Origin of the sequence: Chryseobacterium bernardetii, assembly GCF_003815975.1 — a bacterium.
Lineage (GTDB): Bacteria > Bacteroidota > Bacteroidia > Flavobacteriales > Weeksellaceae > Chryseobacterium > Chryseobacterium bernardetii.
Window position 1 is genome coordinate 1095472 of sequence record NZ_CP033932.1, and the last position, 16922, is coordinate 1112393.

Consider the following 16922-nt stretch of genomic DNA (forward strand, 5'->3'; position numbering starts at 1 on the left):
TTCTGCATGGAAAAAGTAGAAAAAAATCAAATCGATATAAAAATGGAAAATCAAGAGTATTCAGTAGGTCTGGACATCGGGACAACAAAGATAGTCGCGATTGTCGGAAGAAGGAATGCACACGGGAAAATAGAAGTTCTCGGTGTAGGAAAAGCTAAAAGTCTTGGTGTTCATAAAGGGATTGTGAATAATATTTCACAAACTATTAATTCAATCAAGGCTGCAGTATCCGAAGCACAATCCAGTGCCGGGGTTCCTATCCGCAAAGTTACGGTAGGTATTGCAGGAAAACACATCCGTTCTCTGCAGCACTCTGATTATATTATGCGTGAACATCCGGATAAATTCATCACAGATGATGACATTGAAGCATTAAAAGATCAGGTCAAGAAACTGGTAATGCTTCCTGGAGAAGAAATTATCCATGTACTTCCACAAGAATATAAAGTGGATTCCGAAGGGGAAATTCAGGAACCTGTAGGAATGCACGGAAAACGTTTAGAAGCCAACTTCCATGTTGTAGTAGGGCAAATGGGAAGCATCCGAAATATTGCAAGATGCGTTCGCGAAGCCGGATTAGAAATGGAGGCCCTTACTTTAGAGCCACTAGCCTCTTCAGAAGCTGTTCTTACCAAAGAAGAGAAAGAAGCCGGAGTAGCTATTGTAGACATTGGCGGCGGTACCACAGATATTGCGATCTTCAAAGATAATATCATCCGTCATACCTGCGTGATCCCTTACGGAGGCGGTATTATTACGGAAGATATCAAAGAAGGATGCTCCATTATTGAAAAACATGCCGAACAATTAAAAGTAAAATTCGGTTCAGCTGTTCCAGAATTGGAAAAAGACAGTACTTTTGTAACAATTCCCGGACTTCATGGGCGGCCAGATAAGGAAATCTCTTTAAAAACCCTTGCTCAGATCATCAATGCAAGAGTAGAAGAAGTCCTGGAAATGGTTAATACCGAGCTTAAAGCTTACGGAGCCTTTGAACAGAAGAAAAAACTGATTGCCGGAATCGTTCTTACGGGTGGTGGATCAAATCTTAAGCACCTTAGACAGCTGGCGAACTATACCACAGGTTTTGACAGCAGAATCGGTTTTGCAAATGAATATATCGCCAACGATAAAAATCAGTACCTGAAAGGCCCTGAATTTGCTACGTCTATTGGATTACTGATGGAGAGTTTGAAGATCAGGGATAAGAAACAGACTGTTGAAGATATAGAAGAAGCTGTAAAAGAGCAAACTAAGCCTGAAGCAGCTCCTGTAAAGTCAGAAACTGTACAACCTATTCAGCAGACTTCAGCTCCGGTTCAGGAACAGCCGGCTGCAGATGAAAGACAGGAAAACAGAAAAGCTAAACTGACTTTCGGGCAGTCGCTTATGGAAAAAGTAAAAAAATTCTTTGAAGAAGTAGAGTAAATTATAAATGATGAATGATAAGCGATAAACGATCTTTTCCTTATCAATTATCATCAGTCAATGATCAATTATAATTATTAAAAGTATAGTTATGGAAAATATAGGTTCACAAGGATTTTCATTTGACCTACCAAAGGGAAATTCATCCATCATAAAAGTAATCGGTGTAGGAGGCGGAGGAAACAACGCATTAAAACACATGTACGAAAAAGGGATCCACGGGGTTGATTTCGTGATCTGTAATACAGACGCTCAAACCCTGGATAATAACCCTGTTGCCAATAAAGTTCAACTGGGAACTTCTATCACGGAAGGTCTTGGTGCAGGTGCTGATCCTGAAGTAGGAGAAAAATCTGCTATTGAAAGTATTGAAGATATCAAAGCCGCTATGGGCCAGAACACGAAAATGGTGTTTATCACTGCCGGAATGGGTGGTGGTACAGGTACCGGAGCCGCTCCTGTAATTGCTAAAGTAGCAAAAGACATGGGAATCTTAACCGTAGGTATTGTTACCGTGCCTTTCAGCTTTGAAGGAAAAAGAAGACTGGAACAGGCCGAAAACGGACTTGATAAATTAAAAAATAACGTTGACTCACTTATCGTAATCAACAATGATAAGCTGAGACAGCAATTCGGAAACCTTGGGTTTAAACAGGGATTCTCCAAAGCTGATGAAGTATTAGCCAATGCCGCTAAAGGAATGGCAGAAGTTATTACAGGTTACTTTGATGTAAACATTGACTTTAGAGATGCTAAATCTGTACTTCAGAACTCAGGAACAGCTCTAATGTCTACAGGTACTGCTTCAGGTGAAAATAAAGCTGAAGAAGCGGTAAGGAAAGCATTAGACTCACCACTATTGAATGACAACAAAATTACAGGTGCTAAAAACGTACTATTGTTGATCAGAAGCGGTGCGGAAGAAGTTACCATGGACGAAATCGGTATCATCATGGATCACATCCAGAAAGAAGCAGGAAATACAGCAGATATCATTTTCGGGGTGGGTGCTGATGAGGAATTAGGAGATGCCGTAAGCGTACTTGTTATTGCTACAGGATTCTCTAATGAGAATAAGAAATTTGCAGGTCCTACTGAAAAGATCAGAATCAGCCTTAATGATAATTTAGAAACCCCAAAATCCTCTCCTTTTAAAACAAGAGAAGAAAGAGAGTCTGCACCTGAAGTAACACATGATTTCGGTGGAAAAAACCTTTTCAGATTGGATGATGAAGACCACGATACTCCATTCAATGTGACTTCTACCGAAAAAAAAATGATTATTGAAGAAGAGGAAATCAGAACAGAAATAAAATTCTTTGATAAAGAAGAAAGTGCTGCAAACACTCCTGAACAGGGATGGAGAAACGAAGACGGACAGGAAGAATACAGCTTGCTTTCTATTGATGAAGAAGAAGATCCTAATGACTTGGAAATTCAGTCTTTTTCGTTTGATTTTGACAATAAAAAAGAAGAGCCTCAATCTGGAAACGTATTCAGCAACACCTCCTCACAGGAGAAACCGGTTGAATTCAATTTCTTTGTGAATGAACCTGTCAGAAATGAGCCTAAGACAGATTTCGGACAGCCAAAAGCAGAATTTAATGCTCCGGCAAGCGCCGTAGCAGAACCAGCGCAGAAGATCGAAACCTTCTATCAGAAAGAAGAGCCAAAAACAGAAACAAGACCTGCTTTTGAAACAAAAAAAGAAATTGAAACTCCAAAAACTGAAGAATCAGAATTCACTTTCGTAAACAAAACAATTGATCAGGAAAGAATATTGGAAAGAAGAAATAAATTAAAAGAATTCAATTCCCGTTATCAAAGCTTTGACAGCACGAGTGAATTCGAATCTATTCCTGCTTTCAAGAGAAAAAATATCTCTATTGACGGAACCAATGCATCAGAACAGAACATTAACACGTATATGTCTGACAACAACGGTTCTATGCAGATCAGAGAAAACAGATTTTTAAATAAAGATGTAGACTAATTAATATAACAATGTAGAAATGTACCAATGTAACAATATATACTAATCAATCATTGGTAAACTGTTACATTGATACATTGTTAAATTTGAAACCATGAGTTTAGAAAATACAATAAGTGAAGCCATAAAAACAGCGATGAGAGAGAAAGACAGGATTGCCCTGGATTCCCTTCGTGCTGTAAAATCTCAGATCCTTCTTTTGCAGACAGAAGCCAGAGGTGCCGAAGTTTCTGCAGAGCAGGAAATTGCCATTCTTCAGAGAATGATTAAGCAGCGTAAAGATTCTGCTGAGCAGTTTACAGCTCAGGGAAGACAGGATCTTGCCGAAGTAGAAGAAGCACAAATGAAGGTAATTGAAAAGTTTTTACCCAAACAGCTTTCTGCAGAAGAACTGGAAACAGAAATTAAAAAGATAATTTCAGAAACCGGAGCTGAATCTATTAAAGATTTAGGTAAGGTAATGGGAGCTGCTTCAAAAGCATTAGCCGGTAAATCAGATGGAAAAAGCATTTCTGAGATGGCTAAAAAGCTTCTTTCATAATGTGATCGGAGTTGCGGAATCAGAATTTATTTTCAATTCCATAAACACCATCCCATTCCATAACTAAGGATATACAACCTTTGCATATCGATTTGATTAAGAAGCCCGGAACTGTTGAGTTCCGGGCTTCATTTTTTGTGGATACTAAAGTCAATTGGTCCGTTTTGATTCAAAAAACTTTAAAAGAGTTTAGATACGATCATATTTCAGAAAGTATTAAGTGGTTGATTGCTTGAGGGAAAGCCTTAAATGTTTTTTTCATGGTCGCTTGTTTTTCAGAATCATTTCAAATTTAATAATTATATTTCATTATTCCTAATTTTAATTCACATTTTTATGAATATTATTGTAATATTAATATTCAGTTAATTTTATATGCCTAAACCATTCATAGTTATTATATATTGAACAAACGTAAAGAATTGCTTAACTTTGTACTGATAAAAAACAAAATATATGTATCCAACAGATTTAGTAATGCCTATGAAGGCTGAACTTACAGATAAAGGTTTCCAGGATTTAACAACCCCTGCTCAGGTAGAAGATGCTTTGAAACAGTCTGGAACCACATTATTGGTTATCAACTCAGTATGTGGCTGTGCTGCAGGTGCTGCAAGACCGGGAGTAGTATACTCTTTAACAGGAGATAAAAAACCAGATCATTTAACAACTGTATTTGCAGGCTATGATACTGAGGCTGTAGTGGAAGCAAGAAAACACCTTGCTCCGTTCCCGCCAAGCTCTCCTTGTGTAGCACTTTTCAAGGATGGAGAATTGGTTCACATGCTGGAAAGACACCACATTGAAGGAAATCCTGCAGGTGCAATTGCTGCCAACCTTCAGGCTGCTTATGATGAGTATTGCTAGGAAACAATAAACTAGATATTAAACCGTTACAGATTTTGTAACGGTTTTTTTATTTATCCCCACAAAAAATTCTCTAAACATTCAAATATCATTATATTTGTTGGAATGGCAACCAAAGCACTTTTTAATACTGTAGTCAACTGGTTCATCCGCCAAAGGATAGACCAGATTCAGAATTTTATGGATCATCCTATTGAGACTCAGAAGGGTATACTATTTTCCCAGCTGTTTCATGCGGAAGATACAGAATATGGTAAACTGCACGGATTCAACTCCATTTCAAGCTATCAGGACTTTAAGAATAAAGTTCCTATTGTTACCTACGAAGAAATGGAGCCTTATATTGAAAAAGCAAGACAGGGACAAAAAGATATAAGCTGGCCGGGACTCATTAAGCATTTTGCTAAATCTTCCGGAACAACGAATGCTAAAAGCAAATTCATCCCTATTTCTGCAGAAAGCCTTGAATACTGCCACATGAAGGCAGGAAAGGACATGGTTTCCATCTACGCAAACAATCATCCTGAAAATCAGCTTTTTAATTACAAAAACTTACGTTTAGGCGGAAGTTCTGAGCTATATGCAGATTTTAACACGAAGTTTGGAGACTTATCCGCTATCTTAATTGATAATCTTCCGTTTTGGGTAGAAATTACCACCACCCCCAGCAAGAAGGTTTCTTTAATGGGCGAATGGGAGAGCAAGCTTAAAGCTATTACTTCAGAAGTAAAAAATGAAGATGTAGGAAGCATCCTTGGAGTTCCAAGCTGGATGATGGTTCTTCTGCAGAAAGTATTGAATGAGACCAATGTTGAGAATATTTCAGAACTATGGCCTAATCTGGAGGTGTTTTTTCACGGTGGAATCAGTTTTAAGCCCTACAGAGAACAATACCGTAAGATCATCGGAAAAAGCATCAATTACTACGAAATTTACAATGCTTCGGAAGGCTTCTTCGGAATACAGGACAGATCCAACAGTGATGAAATGCTTCTGATGCTTGATTATGGTATATTCTATGAGTTTATTCCAATGGATCAGTTCCATTTTTCAAATCCTAAAGTGGTAAGCCTTGAAGACGTGGAGATCGGGAAAAACTATGCTATGGTTATCACTACCAATGGTGGGCTATGGAGATACCTTATTGGCGATACGGTAATATTTACATCTATCAATCCTTTCAGGATAAAGATAACGGGAAGAACAAAGCATTATATCAATGCTTTTGGAGAAGAATTAATGATTACCAATGTAGAATCTGCTTTATCTAAGGCCTGTGAGCTCACCGGCGCTCAGATTACAGATTTTACCGGCGCTCCGGTATTTATGAAAGAGAATGAAAGCGGTGCCCATGAGTGGATCTTTGAATTCAGCCAGCATCCTGATAATCTGGAGAATTTTATTGATGCTTTTGATCAGCATTTAAAGAAAATCAATTCGGATTATGAAGCAAAAAGATACAATAATATCACACTTAGAAGACCAATCGTTCATATTGCTAAAGAAAACCTTTTTTATCATTGGCTGGAGTCTAAAGGAAAGCTTGGCGGCCAGAATAAGGTACCTAGATTAAGCAATGACCGGGAATATTTAGATCCGCTGTTAGAACTTAATAAATAGAAAAAATAAAACCCGCATTGAAAATCAGTTGCGGGTTTTTAGTTTATTTGCTCAAATCTTCTTTTAATTTTTTAGCGGCATCTTCTACTTTCTCAGCCCCTTTTCTTGCGGCTTCCTTGGCATCTTTTCCGGCTTCCTGGGCTCCAGATTTTATATCCTGTCCCGCTTTATTAAGATCTTGCTTTGTCTTATCTGCAGTAGCATCTATTTTATCTTTAGCCTTTTGAGCAGCATCATCTATTTTATTTCCGGCCTGGTCTAATTTTGCATCAACTTTTTCCTTAGCCTCATTAACTTTTGCAGAGTCAACCATAGGAGATGTTTCAGAAACCGTTGTAGTTGTAGTAGTAACGGTTCCATCTGCATTTTCTACCTGTTCTGTCTTTGTTGTTGATTTTGTGCAGGCAACAGTGAATAGGGAGATCGCAATTGCTGCAAGAATTTGTTTTTTCATATTGTATATTTTTAAAGATTTTTTAGTTTATTGGGCTTGGGCTTCAGTGGAAGGTGATGCTTCTACGGCTTTCTTCTTCTTTTCAGCATCTGTCTTTTTCTTTTCTTCCTCTTCTTTCTTTTTATTTTCCTTATCCAGTTCTGCTTTAATTTTCTGTTCTTCTTCAAGAGCTTTTTTAGCCTGTTTTACAGAATCCAGATACTGAGGCGAAGACATTCTGATCTTACGGGCAATATCTACGGTTACAGCGCCATTTGAGAAAGAATCAACAGCCGTTGTGTCATAATGGATTTTCAAATCCTGTTCAGCGGCAAATCCGGAAGATTCCTTCTTGGAACAAGCCGTTAAAAGAAGTACAACAATGAAAATGGCAGACAATAAATTTTTCATGGAACTAATTTAGCAGAAATTCTGCAATTACAGGATAGTGATCCGATAATTTCACAGACTGATCTACTTTATAACTTAGCGGAATGATTGATTTTGAGCTGAAGATATAATCAATTCTCAAAGGAATTTTATAATCATGAAAACTGGAAGCACTTCCCTTTCCTGCCGTTAAAAAAGCATCCTGGAGGTCTTTTCCCAAGCTATAATATTCATATGAATTGGGAACAGAATTAAAATCTCCGGCTACAATAACAGGATAAGGAGAAAAATCAATGGCTTTCCTGATTTTTTTAATCTGATCCTCATGAGCCTGGAAAGTAGGAATCATGTGGGAAAGAAGCGTAGATAAGTTGCCTATTCCCATGGCATCCAGCTTGGTAAACATTGTTTTCTGAAGCCGGAAAGGTTCCAGGTAAACATTTACAATTCTGATGATTTTTCCATTAATGTCCACATCCGCATAGAAAGAATTCCCTCTTGACTTGTCTTCTATAATTTCTGCCTGTCTTAAGATTTTATGCTTTGTTTTTAAAATGACTGAAGGATATTTTACCAGATCCTGTCTTAAAGCACGGTTAGTATCTTTTTCCTGTACGAGAATAATATCGGGATCCTGTTCTTTGATATAGTTTTTGACCTTATCCCATCCGTAATCACCATATTTTACATTGAAAGTAAGCACTTTGATATCCCGTATTGTTTTTACTTTATCTGTTTTAGGAGAAAAATTAACCCATCTCCTGATCGGGTTATAAAAAAGCAATGTTCCGAGTGCAAAAGCAATAGCAATTTTGTTTTTTTTGAAAATCCATACCAAAGTAAGAAGAATGTGCGCAGATATCAGATAGGGGAAACCAAGAGAAAGTAAATTAAGATTCCCCAAAATATTAGGCGGAACCCATGCATTCCCCAATGTGCACAGCAGTAAAACAGCAACAGTGATATGTATAAATAGTAATATCTGATTCGACTTCATGAAAAAACATTCTTGGTACCCGTTTTTTTAAGCAAAAACTCTACCAAGCGATCAAATTTTAACTATTTTTATGATTATTTACCGTTCAAAGAAATTTCAGCAATAATGGGATAATGATCTGAAATACTGACAGAACGGTCAACAACATACGAAGTTGCCCTTAATGATTTTGAGGAAAAAACATAATCTATTCTGATTGGAAATTTATAGTCATGAAAACTGGTTGCGCTTCCTCTTCCGGCCGTCATAAATGCATCTTCAAGATCTTCGGCTAAATGATAATATTCATAAGAATTCGGAACGGAATTAAAATCTCCAGCTATAATAACAGGGTATGGTGAATTTTCGATACCCGTACGAATTTTCTTTACCTGATCCTGATGTATTTTGAAAGTAGGGATTAATTTTTTTACAACACCTTTTACTTTTTGTTCATTTTCTTCAGTATTCCCATTTAGTTTAACCATCTTTTTTTCAAACTGAAACGGATAAAGATAAACATCAATAAATCTATAGGACCTGCCATTTATTTCTATATCTGCCTGAAGACCACTTGGTAATCCCCCATCTTCAGAAAAAATCAGCTTTTCATTGGATAGTTTATGCTTCGTCAAAATGGTTAAAAATCCGTTTGATTGAGTTCTATGATAATTTTTTAGTGTTGGATATTCCAGACCTCCGTCTTCCTGCAAAAGAATAACATCAGCATCCTGGGCCTTGAGGTAATTCTGAATCTCTTCTTTCCCCATAAGCCCTGCTTTTATATTGAAAGATACAATCTTTATATCACCGGAACTCTCTTTTTTCTCAGTGGAAAAATTAACCCATCTTTTTACGGGATTAATAAATGCCAACCCAATAAGCATGAATACGAATGCTCTTTTCTTCCAGCTGAATACCCAAAACACGGTTAAGATAATATACAGGATAATGAGAACCGGGAACCCTAAAGAAAGCAGATCAAACCAAGGAAATATCTTAGGCGGGACATAGGCATTCAACAGTGAACCCAGCAAGAGGAAAAGAATTCCTACATGCAGGATCAATATAATAAGTCTGAAAATCTTCACAGAAAATGATTAATTGAATCTATATAAATGTTTTTTCCAGTTTCTTGCCAAAAGCCAGCCAACCAAAGCTCCGCCAACATGGGCAAGGTGGGCAATACCTCCTCCGTTTCCGGAAATTCCAAGATAAACAGAAATCACGATAACGATTGGCAAAAGGTATTTCACTTTTATCGGAACCGGAATAAACATAATTCCGATTTTTGAGTCAGGATATAATGTTGCAAATGCAGCTACTACTCCAAAAATAGCACCAGAAGCACCTACCATTGGTGTGGCTACAATTGCTTTTAAACTCTCCAATAATTCTTTCTGTTTCAGAATAGCATCAGCATTTCCTGCAAACTGAACACTTGCTCCGGACAAGTAGGCGTTTACATTAAACCCAAGCTGTTGTAATTCGCTGGAAAGCTGCTGAGCTTCAACAAAATTCCATAAATTAAACAGGAAGAAAGCGCCCAGACCGCTTAAGAAATACAGGATCAGATATTTTTTTTCTCCCAGAGTTTGTTCCAATATAGGACCAAAGCTAAAAAGCGTCATCATATTGAATAAAATATGCATAATGCTTCCATGCATAAACATGTGGGTAATCACCTGCCATGAATGGAAGAAAGGAGAAAAGGGATAAAACCCGGCAAGATAGCCAATTACCTGATTTCCCATTAAAGAAGTAACAATGAATACGATCACATTGATAATGATAATATTTCTTGTAATTGGCGGTATATTGTTAAACATACTTTTTAAAATTTGTTTTTAAAATCATTAAACGGAACTTCATAAAAGCATCTTTTCCCATCCGGTAAAAACTCAGGAAACCCTAGTGCTGTAAAGTCTTTAATTACCTGTTCCGCATCTTTTTTATAAATAAAGTCAAATCTTGACTTCGACTGCATTTTACTCCATTGGTTATGATAGTACTGCATAAATTCGTCTTCCGTTTTATAATCCAGGATCTCAAAAAGGTTTTCCAGGAATTTCATCGCCTGTGTTTCTTTCAGTCCTTCTGGAAGTGAATCTATCCTTAACACACTTTCATGAGCAATTTTCATGTCAAACCCAAGTTCAGGAAGGTATTTTTTGATGGCTTCATATTTACTTTTCTCAATTTCGTTCATATGGTACTCAAGAGAAAAAAGCAAGGCGTGGCTGTTTGTACTTGTATTTGATTTTCTGGTGGTTTTATTATTTTCTGCAACCAGTAATCTGTGCATTCTTCCAAGGTCTAACATCAAAGTGACATCCCCTTTATTGAACAGCCAATATCCGTTGGGTAACCTCATCAGATCTTCATCAAAATCTTCATCTTCAAACAGATTAATCTTTGAAGGTTCTGCTGTAATATTCTGATGGTACATTTCTGTAAGATTCTGGATTTCTTCAGGATGCACCACATTTTTTTCTTCTAAAAAAGGGTTATAATCCCTGTCTACAATAATCTCAGGCATTTTTAGAACACCGCCTCCACCTCCGTTGCTTTTGCTTGGGATGGGTTTGTTCATCATTTCATCCAATTCCGGATCTCTGTCGAAATCAAGGCTTGGAGACACATTATAGATTCCCAGTGATCTTTTGATAGTGGAGCGAAGTAAAGCGAAAATAAGGTGTTCATCTTCAAACTTCACTTCTGTTTTCTGCGGATGAATATTGACATCAATTTTCTCCGGATCAAGCTCCAGATAAAGAAAAAATGACGGAACATATCCAGGCTGAAGCAGTCCTTCAAAGGCTTCCTGCACCGCTTTATTGAAATATGGACTCCTGAAATATCTTCCGTTAACAAAAAGGAACTGTTCGCCTCTTGCTTTTTTGGCACCTTCAGGTTTGGCTACAAATCCGTGAAGTTTACACCAGATAATATCTTCTTTAATGGGAATTAAAAGCGGTTGTAATTTTCTTCCGAAAACATCTACAATACGCTGCATCTGACTTCCTTTTCTTAACCTGAAAACGGCTTCGTCATCATGAAAAAGAGAAAATTCCAAACCTTCATGAGCTAATGCAACACGCTGAAATTCATCAATGACGTGTCTGAATTCAATATTGTTGTTCTTCAGGAACTTTCTTCTGGCAGGAACGTTATAAAAAAGATTCTTTACCAGGAAGTTTGATCCTTCAGCAGTCTGAACCGGATCCTGAAACTGGAAAACTCCTCCTTCAATATATATGTTGGTTCCAATGGAAGCCTCCTTTTGCTTGGTTCTCAGCTCAACTTGTGAAACGGCTGCAATAGAAGCCAACGCTTCCCCACGGAAACCTTTTGTTGCGATCTTAAAGATATCTTCTGTTCCTCTGATCTTGGAAGTAGCATGTCTTTCAAAGGCAAGCCTGGCATCTGTCTCGGACATTCCTTTTCCGTCATCTACGACCTGGATAAGGTTTTTGCCGGCATCCCTGATGATCAGTTCAATCTTCGTTGCATCTGCATCTATAGCGTTTTCCAAAAGTTCCTTCACGATGGATGCAGGTCTCTGCACCACCTCTCCTGCCGCAATTTGGTTGGCTACATGATCCGGTAAAAGCTGAATAATATCTGACATAAAAACGTAAATCAACTTACAAAAATAGTCAATGAAAATGGGAATTAAAACATTAAAAACGGGAATTAATATTTAATTATCAACATTTCAACATTACAGCTTTCTGCAAATTCTGCTCCAAACTGTTTGCGATATTGGCATTCAATAAAGAACAATCCCCCATTGTTTTTCTACCAATAGAGGATTGAACCAGCTAGTTTATACAAAAAATTAATAGTGATATTTACCCTGCACCAGGTATTTAATCCTAGTCTTCAAAGACCAGTTTTCTATTCTTTTTACTTTTAGGGACCCCATGGATCTTTTCATACAGATAAGCAAGAAGATTCGGTTTTTTATAAATCCTGTTGTATCTGTATTTTGTATTGAAATGCCTTACATGAATTTTATAGGCATCATATCCGATTACGATCATAAGACACACGCTGATGACGTAGAATACTCTGAATTCCAGATAATAATAAGTTAACCCTGAGAATACTGCTCCTAATACATAAGCCACCATAATACTCATGAGCAATTTTGCCCTTCCTATTAGTTCACCGTTTTTCCTGTATTTCTTTTGGGTAAACATGGAAACCAGAATTCCCAAATCGGTGGTTGTTCCTGTAAGGTGGGTTGTTTTCACGGAGAAGTTGGAAATACTTGCCGTTAAACCATTCTGCAGCCCAGTCGCAAAAAGCATTATTGCTACCAGAACTTCCGTTTCCTCCAGCGTTTTCTGATAATATAATTGCCCATATACACCTACCCCGAACAAACATAGTATTTCCAGTACAAGAGGCATTGCGTGGGCAAAGTACTTGCTTTTCTTATTGAAATTGATCACGATGAAGTTGGACAGGAAGCTTCCGAAGAAGAACAAGAAGATCCAGCTTGCCATTACAGCTACCTGAGACCAGTTCCCTTTACTGATTTCAGCTGCCAGAATGGCGTAGTGACCTGTTACATTTGATGTAAAAGAGAGAAATATAAGGAGGGATGCAATATTTATAGTACCTGCGGTAAAGGCAGTCAGCGTCCCCAACCTGATATTGTCTCCCAATGTTCTGCTGTTACTATAATTTCTTAACATTTTTAATCTTTTTAATGATAATGATAATAATTAGACCTCTACAAAGATCTCTGCCAGCCTTCCTCTTTCCGGAAACTTTTCTTTAATTTCAAGAGTAATTTCATCAGAGTGAAGCGCTTTACATTTTTTGATATAAGGAACAAGGTCAAATTTTCCTTTCCCTTTGCTTTTAATAGTTGTAGAATAGTAAGCTTCTTCAATATTATTGGCCTCTACATATTGATTGAAGGTTCTCTGGAAGCTTCCTGTAAAGATGTCACAGATAATTTTATTAACTAAATGGGGATACTTGTTTTTGATGATTTCATAGCCATCACAGAACTCTGCGGGCCTGATCTTATTGAAAACCGTTGTCTTTGTATTAAATAAAAGATCTCTTATAGAATCTCCTGAATCATATCCCGAAACCAGCAGGATATTATATTGGTTCTGATCTTCAGAAGCATCTTTTTCTCTCAGTACTTTTTTCAATATATTCAATGACTCAAGAGAGTAATCTGTTGCAATTAAAATTGTTTTAGCCATGTTCTTATTATTTTGTATTGTGTTTATCTTTTTTGATGATACAAAACTAGAACGACCAGATTAGAAGTTCTTTGGAACGGAATTAAAATGTCATTAAAGAGATTAAAATGAGATTAGAAAATTGTTAAGAGACCTTAATACGAAGTAAACAAAAACATTTAACACACTCATTAACAATTAAATAAAATGAAATTATTAAATTTTATCGCAGATAAAATCTTTGCGCCTTAAAAACACATACCATATAAAATTCTTTTGCGCCTTTGCGTTTCTCCAACATAATGAATATTTTTTGAGAAACGCAAAGGCGCAAAGATTATAAATAATAAACTCCTTTTAAGGCGCAAGAAATCAAAGATTTTCAGCAAGCAAATATTTAAAGCAACACTCTATTTACCAATGTAGTTTAATTTTTTACCGCATAACCAAATAAACTTATAGGCTAATATAAAAATGATTAAAAACAGAGGAATTTAGATTTTTAGCAATAAAGATTCTTTCAAAGCATTTTCAGCTTTATAATGTTTCTTTCTGTGTGCTGTAAAAGTTAGGAAAACGCATCTGCACTGTAGTTCCCTGGTTTTCATTGGATGTAACAATCAGTTCTCCATGATGCATTCTTACGATATTCCTTGCCAATGGAAGCCCTATTCCGTACCCTTCATAGTTATTGGTATTGGAAGCTCTGAAAAAAGGATCATAGATCTTGTTCATTTCCTGCTGCGGAATTCCGATCCCGTTGTCCTTTACAATGATATAAACATCGGTATCCGTAGCCCCCAATGATACTCTTACCTGCTGGAAGTTGGAATATTTGCAGCCATTACTGATGATATTGGCAACAGCCAGATGCAGAAGCTGCTCGTTACCCTGAACTTTTAATTTTTTAGGGTTATCCGGAAGCATACTGATATCCAGATAGATATTATTTCTGGAATCAATTTTCCTCAGGGTTTCAATAACATCCCAGAGTAGCTGGTCCATTCTTACTTTATCCATTTTCTGGATCTTACCATCAAATCCGGTTTGGGCAATCATGAGAAGTGCCTTGATCTTTTTATCCAGTTTTTCAGCCTCATCCAGGATAATTTCCAGCGTTTCTTTATACTCTTCCGGTGTTCTGCTGATGGAAAGGGCAACATCTGCCTCTCCCATAATGGAAGTTAAAGGAGTCCTCAACTCATGGGAAACATTTCCTATCAGATGATTCTGGGTCTCAAAAGAGGTTTCAATACGGTTGAGCATATCGTTGAAGGTATCTACCAATTCATTAAGCTCTTTATTATCCGGTTGAGGCTCCAATCTAAGATGAAGATTTTCAGAACTGATCTCTTTTACTTTCCCGGTAATTTTAAGAATTGGCTTAAAGAGTGTTTTCGATAAATAAAACGAGAAGATCATACTGAAGAACAAAGAAAGCACAATACAGGTAAGCAGTGTTCTTTTCAGGAAACCAAGATAGTAGATCACATAATGATTTTTGGCTGAAGCAATGGCGATATAGTCTTTATCATCATACTTAAAGCTCTGCCCGATATAGTAGAATTCTTTATCATTATAATTGTCCTCTCCTTTTTTAAGGATATTTTTAAAGAAATAATCCGGAATATGAACTTCCTGAGAGATCTTTCTGAAATTAGAGTCTGTTGGAACGGCAAAAACATAGTCTTTTTCCATAGGAAGCTCTTCATCATTCAGGCTGCTGAGAATATAATTTTCCGGAAGATCCAGATGGTCCTTACTTTTTTCTATCTGAACAATGGTAGCCGTACGGATCTTTAGAAGTTCATAGAACCTCTGGTGAGAAAAGTTAACAATTGAAAAATAAACCAAACCACTGAACAACAATATAATGGCGGTAAAAACCAACATTAAGAGTACCATCGTTTTGGTCTGATTTGTAATCACTCTGTTAAACATTCATTATGCTTTTTTAAGAACGTAACCCATTCCTATTACGGTATGAATCAATTTATTATCATCCCTGTCATCCAGTTTCTTTCTTAGATAATTCACATAAACATCTACTACATTGGTTCCCAATTCATAGTTTACTCCCCACACAGCATCAAGAATCTCAGCTCTGGAAATCACTTTTTCAGGATTATTAAGAAAGTAAAGCAATAATTTATACTCTGTAGAAGTAAGAGTAATTTCTTCTCCTGCACGGGTTACTTTTTTAGTATAATCATTTACTGTTAAATCGGAAAATTGAAATACATGTTTATTATCGGGTTCTGGTTCAATAATTTCCTGTGGGATGTTATTATGACTTCTTCTCAGTAGAGATTTTACACGCGCTACCAATTCAATAAATTTGAAAGGTTTCACTAAATAATCATCACCACCGCTTTCCAATCCCAAAACAATATTTTCAGAAGTTCCCAGAGCTGTTAAGAATAGAATCGGAACACTGTTATTGGTTTTTCTGATCTCCTTACAGACATCCAATCCGTTCATTTCCGGAAGCATAATATCCAAAATCACCAAATCGAAATCATTGCCCTGTACCAGCTGTACACCAGTGCGCCCGTCAAAAGCAACGGAAATTTCATAGCCGTTTTCCTGAAGTCCTTTTTTAATAAAAGATACTACACTTGTTTCGTCTTCGATGAGGATTATTTTTTTCATAAATGAAATAAGGAGTTTTACAAAAATAGGGAAATTTTATTGGGATGGGCAAACTCATCATATTTGAGGGAATAGCTTTTTAAAAGGAAAAAGTGGTTTAGCGCAACAGCAGCAAAGAATTTCAGGATGGTGGTTATAAAAAGTACGCAAGGGGTTTACTCATCAGTAATCGCATTATTACCTAAACAAAGTGCTTCTGAAAACAAAAAAACAAATCTGTAGCGAAGGCTTTTATCAGGAAGTAAAACAGTGAAGCAATTAAATTAAACTTTGGATATTAGAACAAGATATTCCTATCCTTGCTCTAATATTTTTCTCATTTATTGAGGATCATCTCCATCTGAACATCTGCACGGTCATACTCGGCATTGCTAACGGAAGTATGCATAAAGCCAAGCTTTTCGTAAAGCTTAATAGCCGGAACCAGGATAGAATTTGTTACGAGGTAGAGTTTTTCAGCGTTTAATTCTTTCGCTTTTTCAATTAAAGTATTTCCCAGCAGGTATCCTAATTTCTTTCCCTGGGCTTTAGGACTTACTGCCATCTTTGAAAGTTCAAAAGTAAGAGGGTTATCATCTGTTTTTACCAATGCACAAGTTCCTGCTACCTCACCATTCAGCAAAGCAAAGATAATGTGCCCTCCTTTATTCAAAATATATTCTTCAGGATTATCCAGCAGTTTATAGTCGCTTGCTTCCATTATGAAAAACGCTTTGATCCACTCTTCATTTAATGCCTTAAAGGCTTCTTTATATTGAGGTTTATAGGCTACAATTTGTACTTCATTTTTGTTATCATTCATCGCTTTAATT

Annotated in this window: 16 protein-coding genes; 5 read left to right on the forward strand and 11 right to left on the reverse strand. The window is 36.8% G+C overall.

The features are described from left to right. Positions 1-42: 42 nt before the first annotated feature. The 5 genes from ftsA (at position 43) to EG339_RS05120 (ending at position 6449) form a co-directional block, all read left to right on the forward strand. A complete protein-coding gene (ftsA, locus tag EG339_RS05100) occupies positions 43-1428 on the forward strand; it encodes a cell division protein FtsA (protein ID WP_123869159.1) in 1386 nt (461 codons plus the stop codon). A 91-nt stretch (positions 1429-1519) separates the two neighbouring features. Continuing rightward, positions 1520-3421 (forward strand): cell division protein FtsZ, encoded by a 1902-nt coding sequence (gene ftsZ, locus EG339_RS05105; protein ID WP_123869160.1) that lies wholly within the window; start codon positions 1520-1522, stop codon positions 3419-3421. A 94-nt stretch (positions 3422-3515) separates the two neighbouring features. Further along, positions 3516-3962 carry a GatB/YqeY domain-containing protein gene (locus EG339_RS05110; protein WP_123869161.1) on the forward strand — a complete coding sequence of 149 codons (447 nt, stop codon included), beginning with the start codon at positions 3516-3518 and terminating at the stop codon, positions 3960-3962. A 456-nt stretch (positions 3963-4418) separates the two neighbouring features. After that, the gene (locus EG339_RS05115; RefSeq protein WP_123869162.1) at positions 4419-4829 is read left to right on the forward strand and encodes a BrxA/BrxB family bacilliredoxin; all 411 of its coding nucleotides are present in this window, start codon (positions 4419-4421) and stop codon (positions 4827-4829) included. 105 nt (positions 4830-4934) lie between these two features. Beyond that, complete coding sequence (locus EG339_RS05120) at positions 4935-6449, forward strand: GH3 auxin-responsive promoter family protein (protein WP_123869163.1); 1515 nt, start codon at positions 4935-4937, stop codon at positions 6447-6449. Positions 6450-6492: 43 nt separating this feature from the next. Here EG339_RS05120 and EG339_RS05125 read toward each other — a convergent pair whose 3' ends face one another. The 11 genes from EG339_RS05125 to EG339_RS05175 form a co-directional block, all read right to left on the reverse strand. Further along, a complete protein-coding gene (locus EG339_RS05125; RefSeq protein WP_123869164.1) occupies positions 6493-6903 on the reverse strand; it encodes a hypothetical protein in 411 nt (136 codons plus the stop codon). 27 nt (positions 6904-6930) lie between these two features. Further along, positions 6931-7293, reverse strand: coding sequence for a hypothetical protein (locus tag EG339_RS05130; protein WP_123869165.1), 363 nt, complete (start codon positions 7291-7293; stop codon positions 6931-6933). A 4-nt stretch (positions 7294-7297) separates the two neighbouring features. Further along, positions 7298-8269: an endonuclease/exonuclease/phosphatase family protein gene (locus tag EG339_RS05135; protein WP_123869166.1), complete on the reverse strand. Its 972-nt coding sequence runs from the start codon at positions 8267-8269 to the stop codon at positions 7298-7300. Between the two features lie 74 nt (positions 8270-8343). Next, the gene (locus EG339_RS05140; RefSeq protein WP_228459703.1) at positions 8344-9339 is read right to left on the reverse strand and encodes an endonuclease/exonuclease/phosphatase family protein; all 996 of its coding nucleotides are present in this window, start codon (positions 9337-9339) and stop codon (positions 8344-8346) included. Positions 9340-9348: 9 nt separating this feature from the next. Beyond that, positions 9349-10077 carry a rhomboid family intramembrane serine protease gene (locus EG339_RS05145; RefSeq protein WP_123869167.1) on the reverse strand — a complete coding sequence of 243 codons (729 nt, stop codon included), beginning with the start codon at positions 10075-10077 and terminating at the stop codon, positions 9349-9351. 5 nt (positions 10078-10082) lie between these two features. Next, a complete protein-coding gene (gene mutL, locus EG339_RS05150; protein ID WP_123869168.1) occupies positions 10083-11879 on the reverse strand; it encodes a DNA mismatch repair endonuclease MutL in 1797 nt (598 codons plus the stop codon). A gap of 247 nt (positions 11880-12126) precedes the next feature. Next, a complete protein-coding gene (locus EG339_RS05155; RefSeq protein ID WP_123869169.1) occupies positions 12127-12954 on the reverse strand; it encodes a YoaK family protein in 828 nt (275 codons plus the stop codon). 30 nt (positions 12955-12984) lie between these two features. Continuing rightward, positions 12985-13479 carry a hypothetical protein gene (locus EG339_RS05160; protein WP_123869170.1) on the reverse strand — a complete coding sequence of 165 codons (495 nt, stop codon included), beginning with the start codon at positions 13477-13479 and terminating at the stop codon, positions 12985-12987. Positions 13480-13995: 516 nt separating this feature from the next. After that, a complete protein-coding gene (locus EG339_RS05165) occupies positions 13996-15399 on the reverse strand; it encodes a sensor histidine kinase (RefSeq protein WP_123869171.1) in 1404 nt (467 codons plus the stop codon). A 3-nt stretch (positions 15400-15402) separates the two neighbouring features. Beyond that, on the reverse strand, positions 15403-16110 hold the full coding sequence (locus tag EG339_RS05170; protein WP_123869172.1) for a response regulator transcription factor: 708 nt from the start codon (positions 16108-16110) through the stop codon (positions 15403-15405). A gap of 316 nt (positions 16111-16426) precedes the next feature. After that, positions 16427-16912 carry a GNAT family N-acetyltransferase gene (locus tag EG339_RS05175; RefSeq protein ID WP_123869173.1) on the reverse strand — a complete coding sequence of 162 codons (486 nt, stop codon included), beginning with the start codon at positions 16910-16912 and terminating at the stop codon, positions 16427-16429. Between the last annotated feature and the right edge of the window lie 10 nt (positions 16913-16922).

What these genes read in the sequence shown, in the direction of transcription:
- ftsA (WP_123869159.1), top strand. Translation starts at nt 43, where the DNA reads ATGGAAAATCAAGAGTATTCAGTAGGTCTGGACATCGGGACAACAAAG.
- ftsZ (WP_123869160.1), top strand. Translation starts at nt 1,520, where the DNA reads ATGGAAAATATAGGTTCACAAGGATTTTCATTTGACCTACCAAAGGGA.
- EG339_RS05110 (WP_123869161.1), top strand. Translation starts at nt 3,516, where the DNA reads ATGAGTTTAGAAAATACAATAAGTGAAGCCATAAAAACAGCGATGAGA.
- EG339_RS05115 (WP_123869162.1), top strand. Translation starts at nt 4,419, where the DNA reads ATGTATCCAACAGATTTAGTAATGCCTATGAAGGCTGAACTTACAGAT.
- EG339_RS05120 (WP_123869163.1), top strand. Translation starts at nt 4,935, where the DNA reads ATGGCAACCAAAGCACTTTTTAATACTGTAGTCAACTGGTTCATCCGC.
- EG339_RS05125 (WP_123869164.1), bottom strand. Translation starts at nt 6,903, where the DNA reads ATGAAAAAACAAATTCTTGCAGCAATTGCGATCTCCCTATTCACTGTT.
- EG339_RS05130 (WP_123869165.1), bottom strand. Translation starts at nt 7,293, where the DNA reads ATGAAAAATTTATTGTCTGCCATTTTCATTGTTGTACTTCTTTTAACG.
- EG339_RS05135 (WP_123869166.1), bottom strand. Translation starts at nt 8,269, where the DNA reads ATGAAGTCGAATCAGATATTACTATTTATACATATCACTGTTGCTGTT.
- EG339_RS05145 (WP_123869167.1), bottom strand. Translation starts at nt 10,077, where the DNA reads ATGTTTAACAATATACCGCCAATTACAAGAAATATTATCATTATCAAT.
- mutL (WP_123869168.1), bottom strand. Translation starts at nt 11,879, where the DNA reads ATGTCAGATATTATTCAGCTTTTACCGGATCATGTAGCCAACCAAATT.
- EG339_RS05155 (WP_123869169.1), bottom strand. Translation starts at nt 12,954, where the DNA reads ATGTTAAGAAATTATAGTAACAGCAGAACATTGGGAGACAATATCAGG.
- EG339_RS05160 (WP_123869170.1), bottom strand. Translation starts at nt 13,479, where the DNA reads ATGGCTAAAACAATTTTAATTGCAACAGATTACTCTCTTGAGTCATTG.
- EG339_RS05165 (WP_123869171.1), bottom strand. Translation starts at nt 15,399, where the DNA reads ATGTTTAACAGAGTGATTACAAATCAGACCAAAACGATGGTACTCTTA.
- EG339_RS05170 (WP_123869172.1), bottom strand. Translation starts at nt 16,110, where the DNA reads ATGAAAAAAATAATCCTCATCGAAGACGAAACAAGTGTAGTATCTTTT.
- EG339_RS05175 (WP_123869173.1), bottom strand. Translation starts at nt 16,912, where the DNA reads ATGAATGATAACAAAAATGAAGTACAAATTGTAGCCTATAAACCTCAA.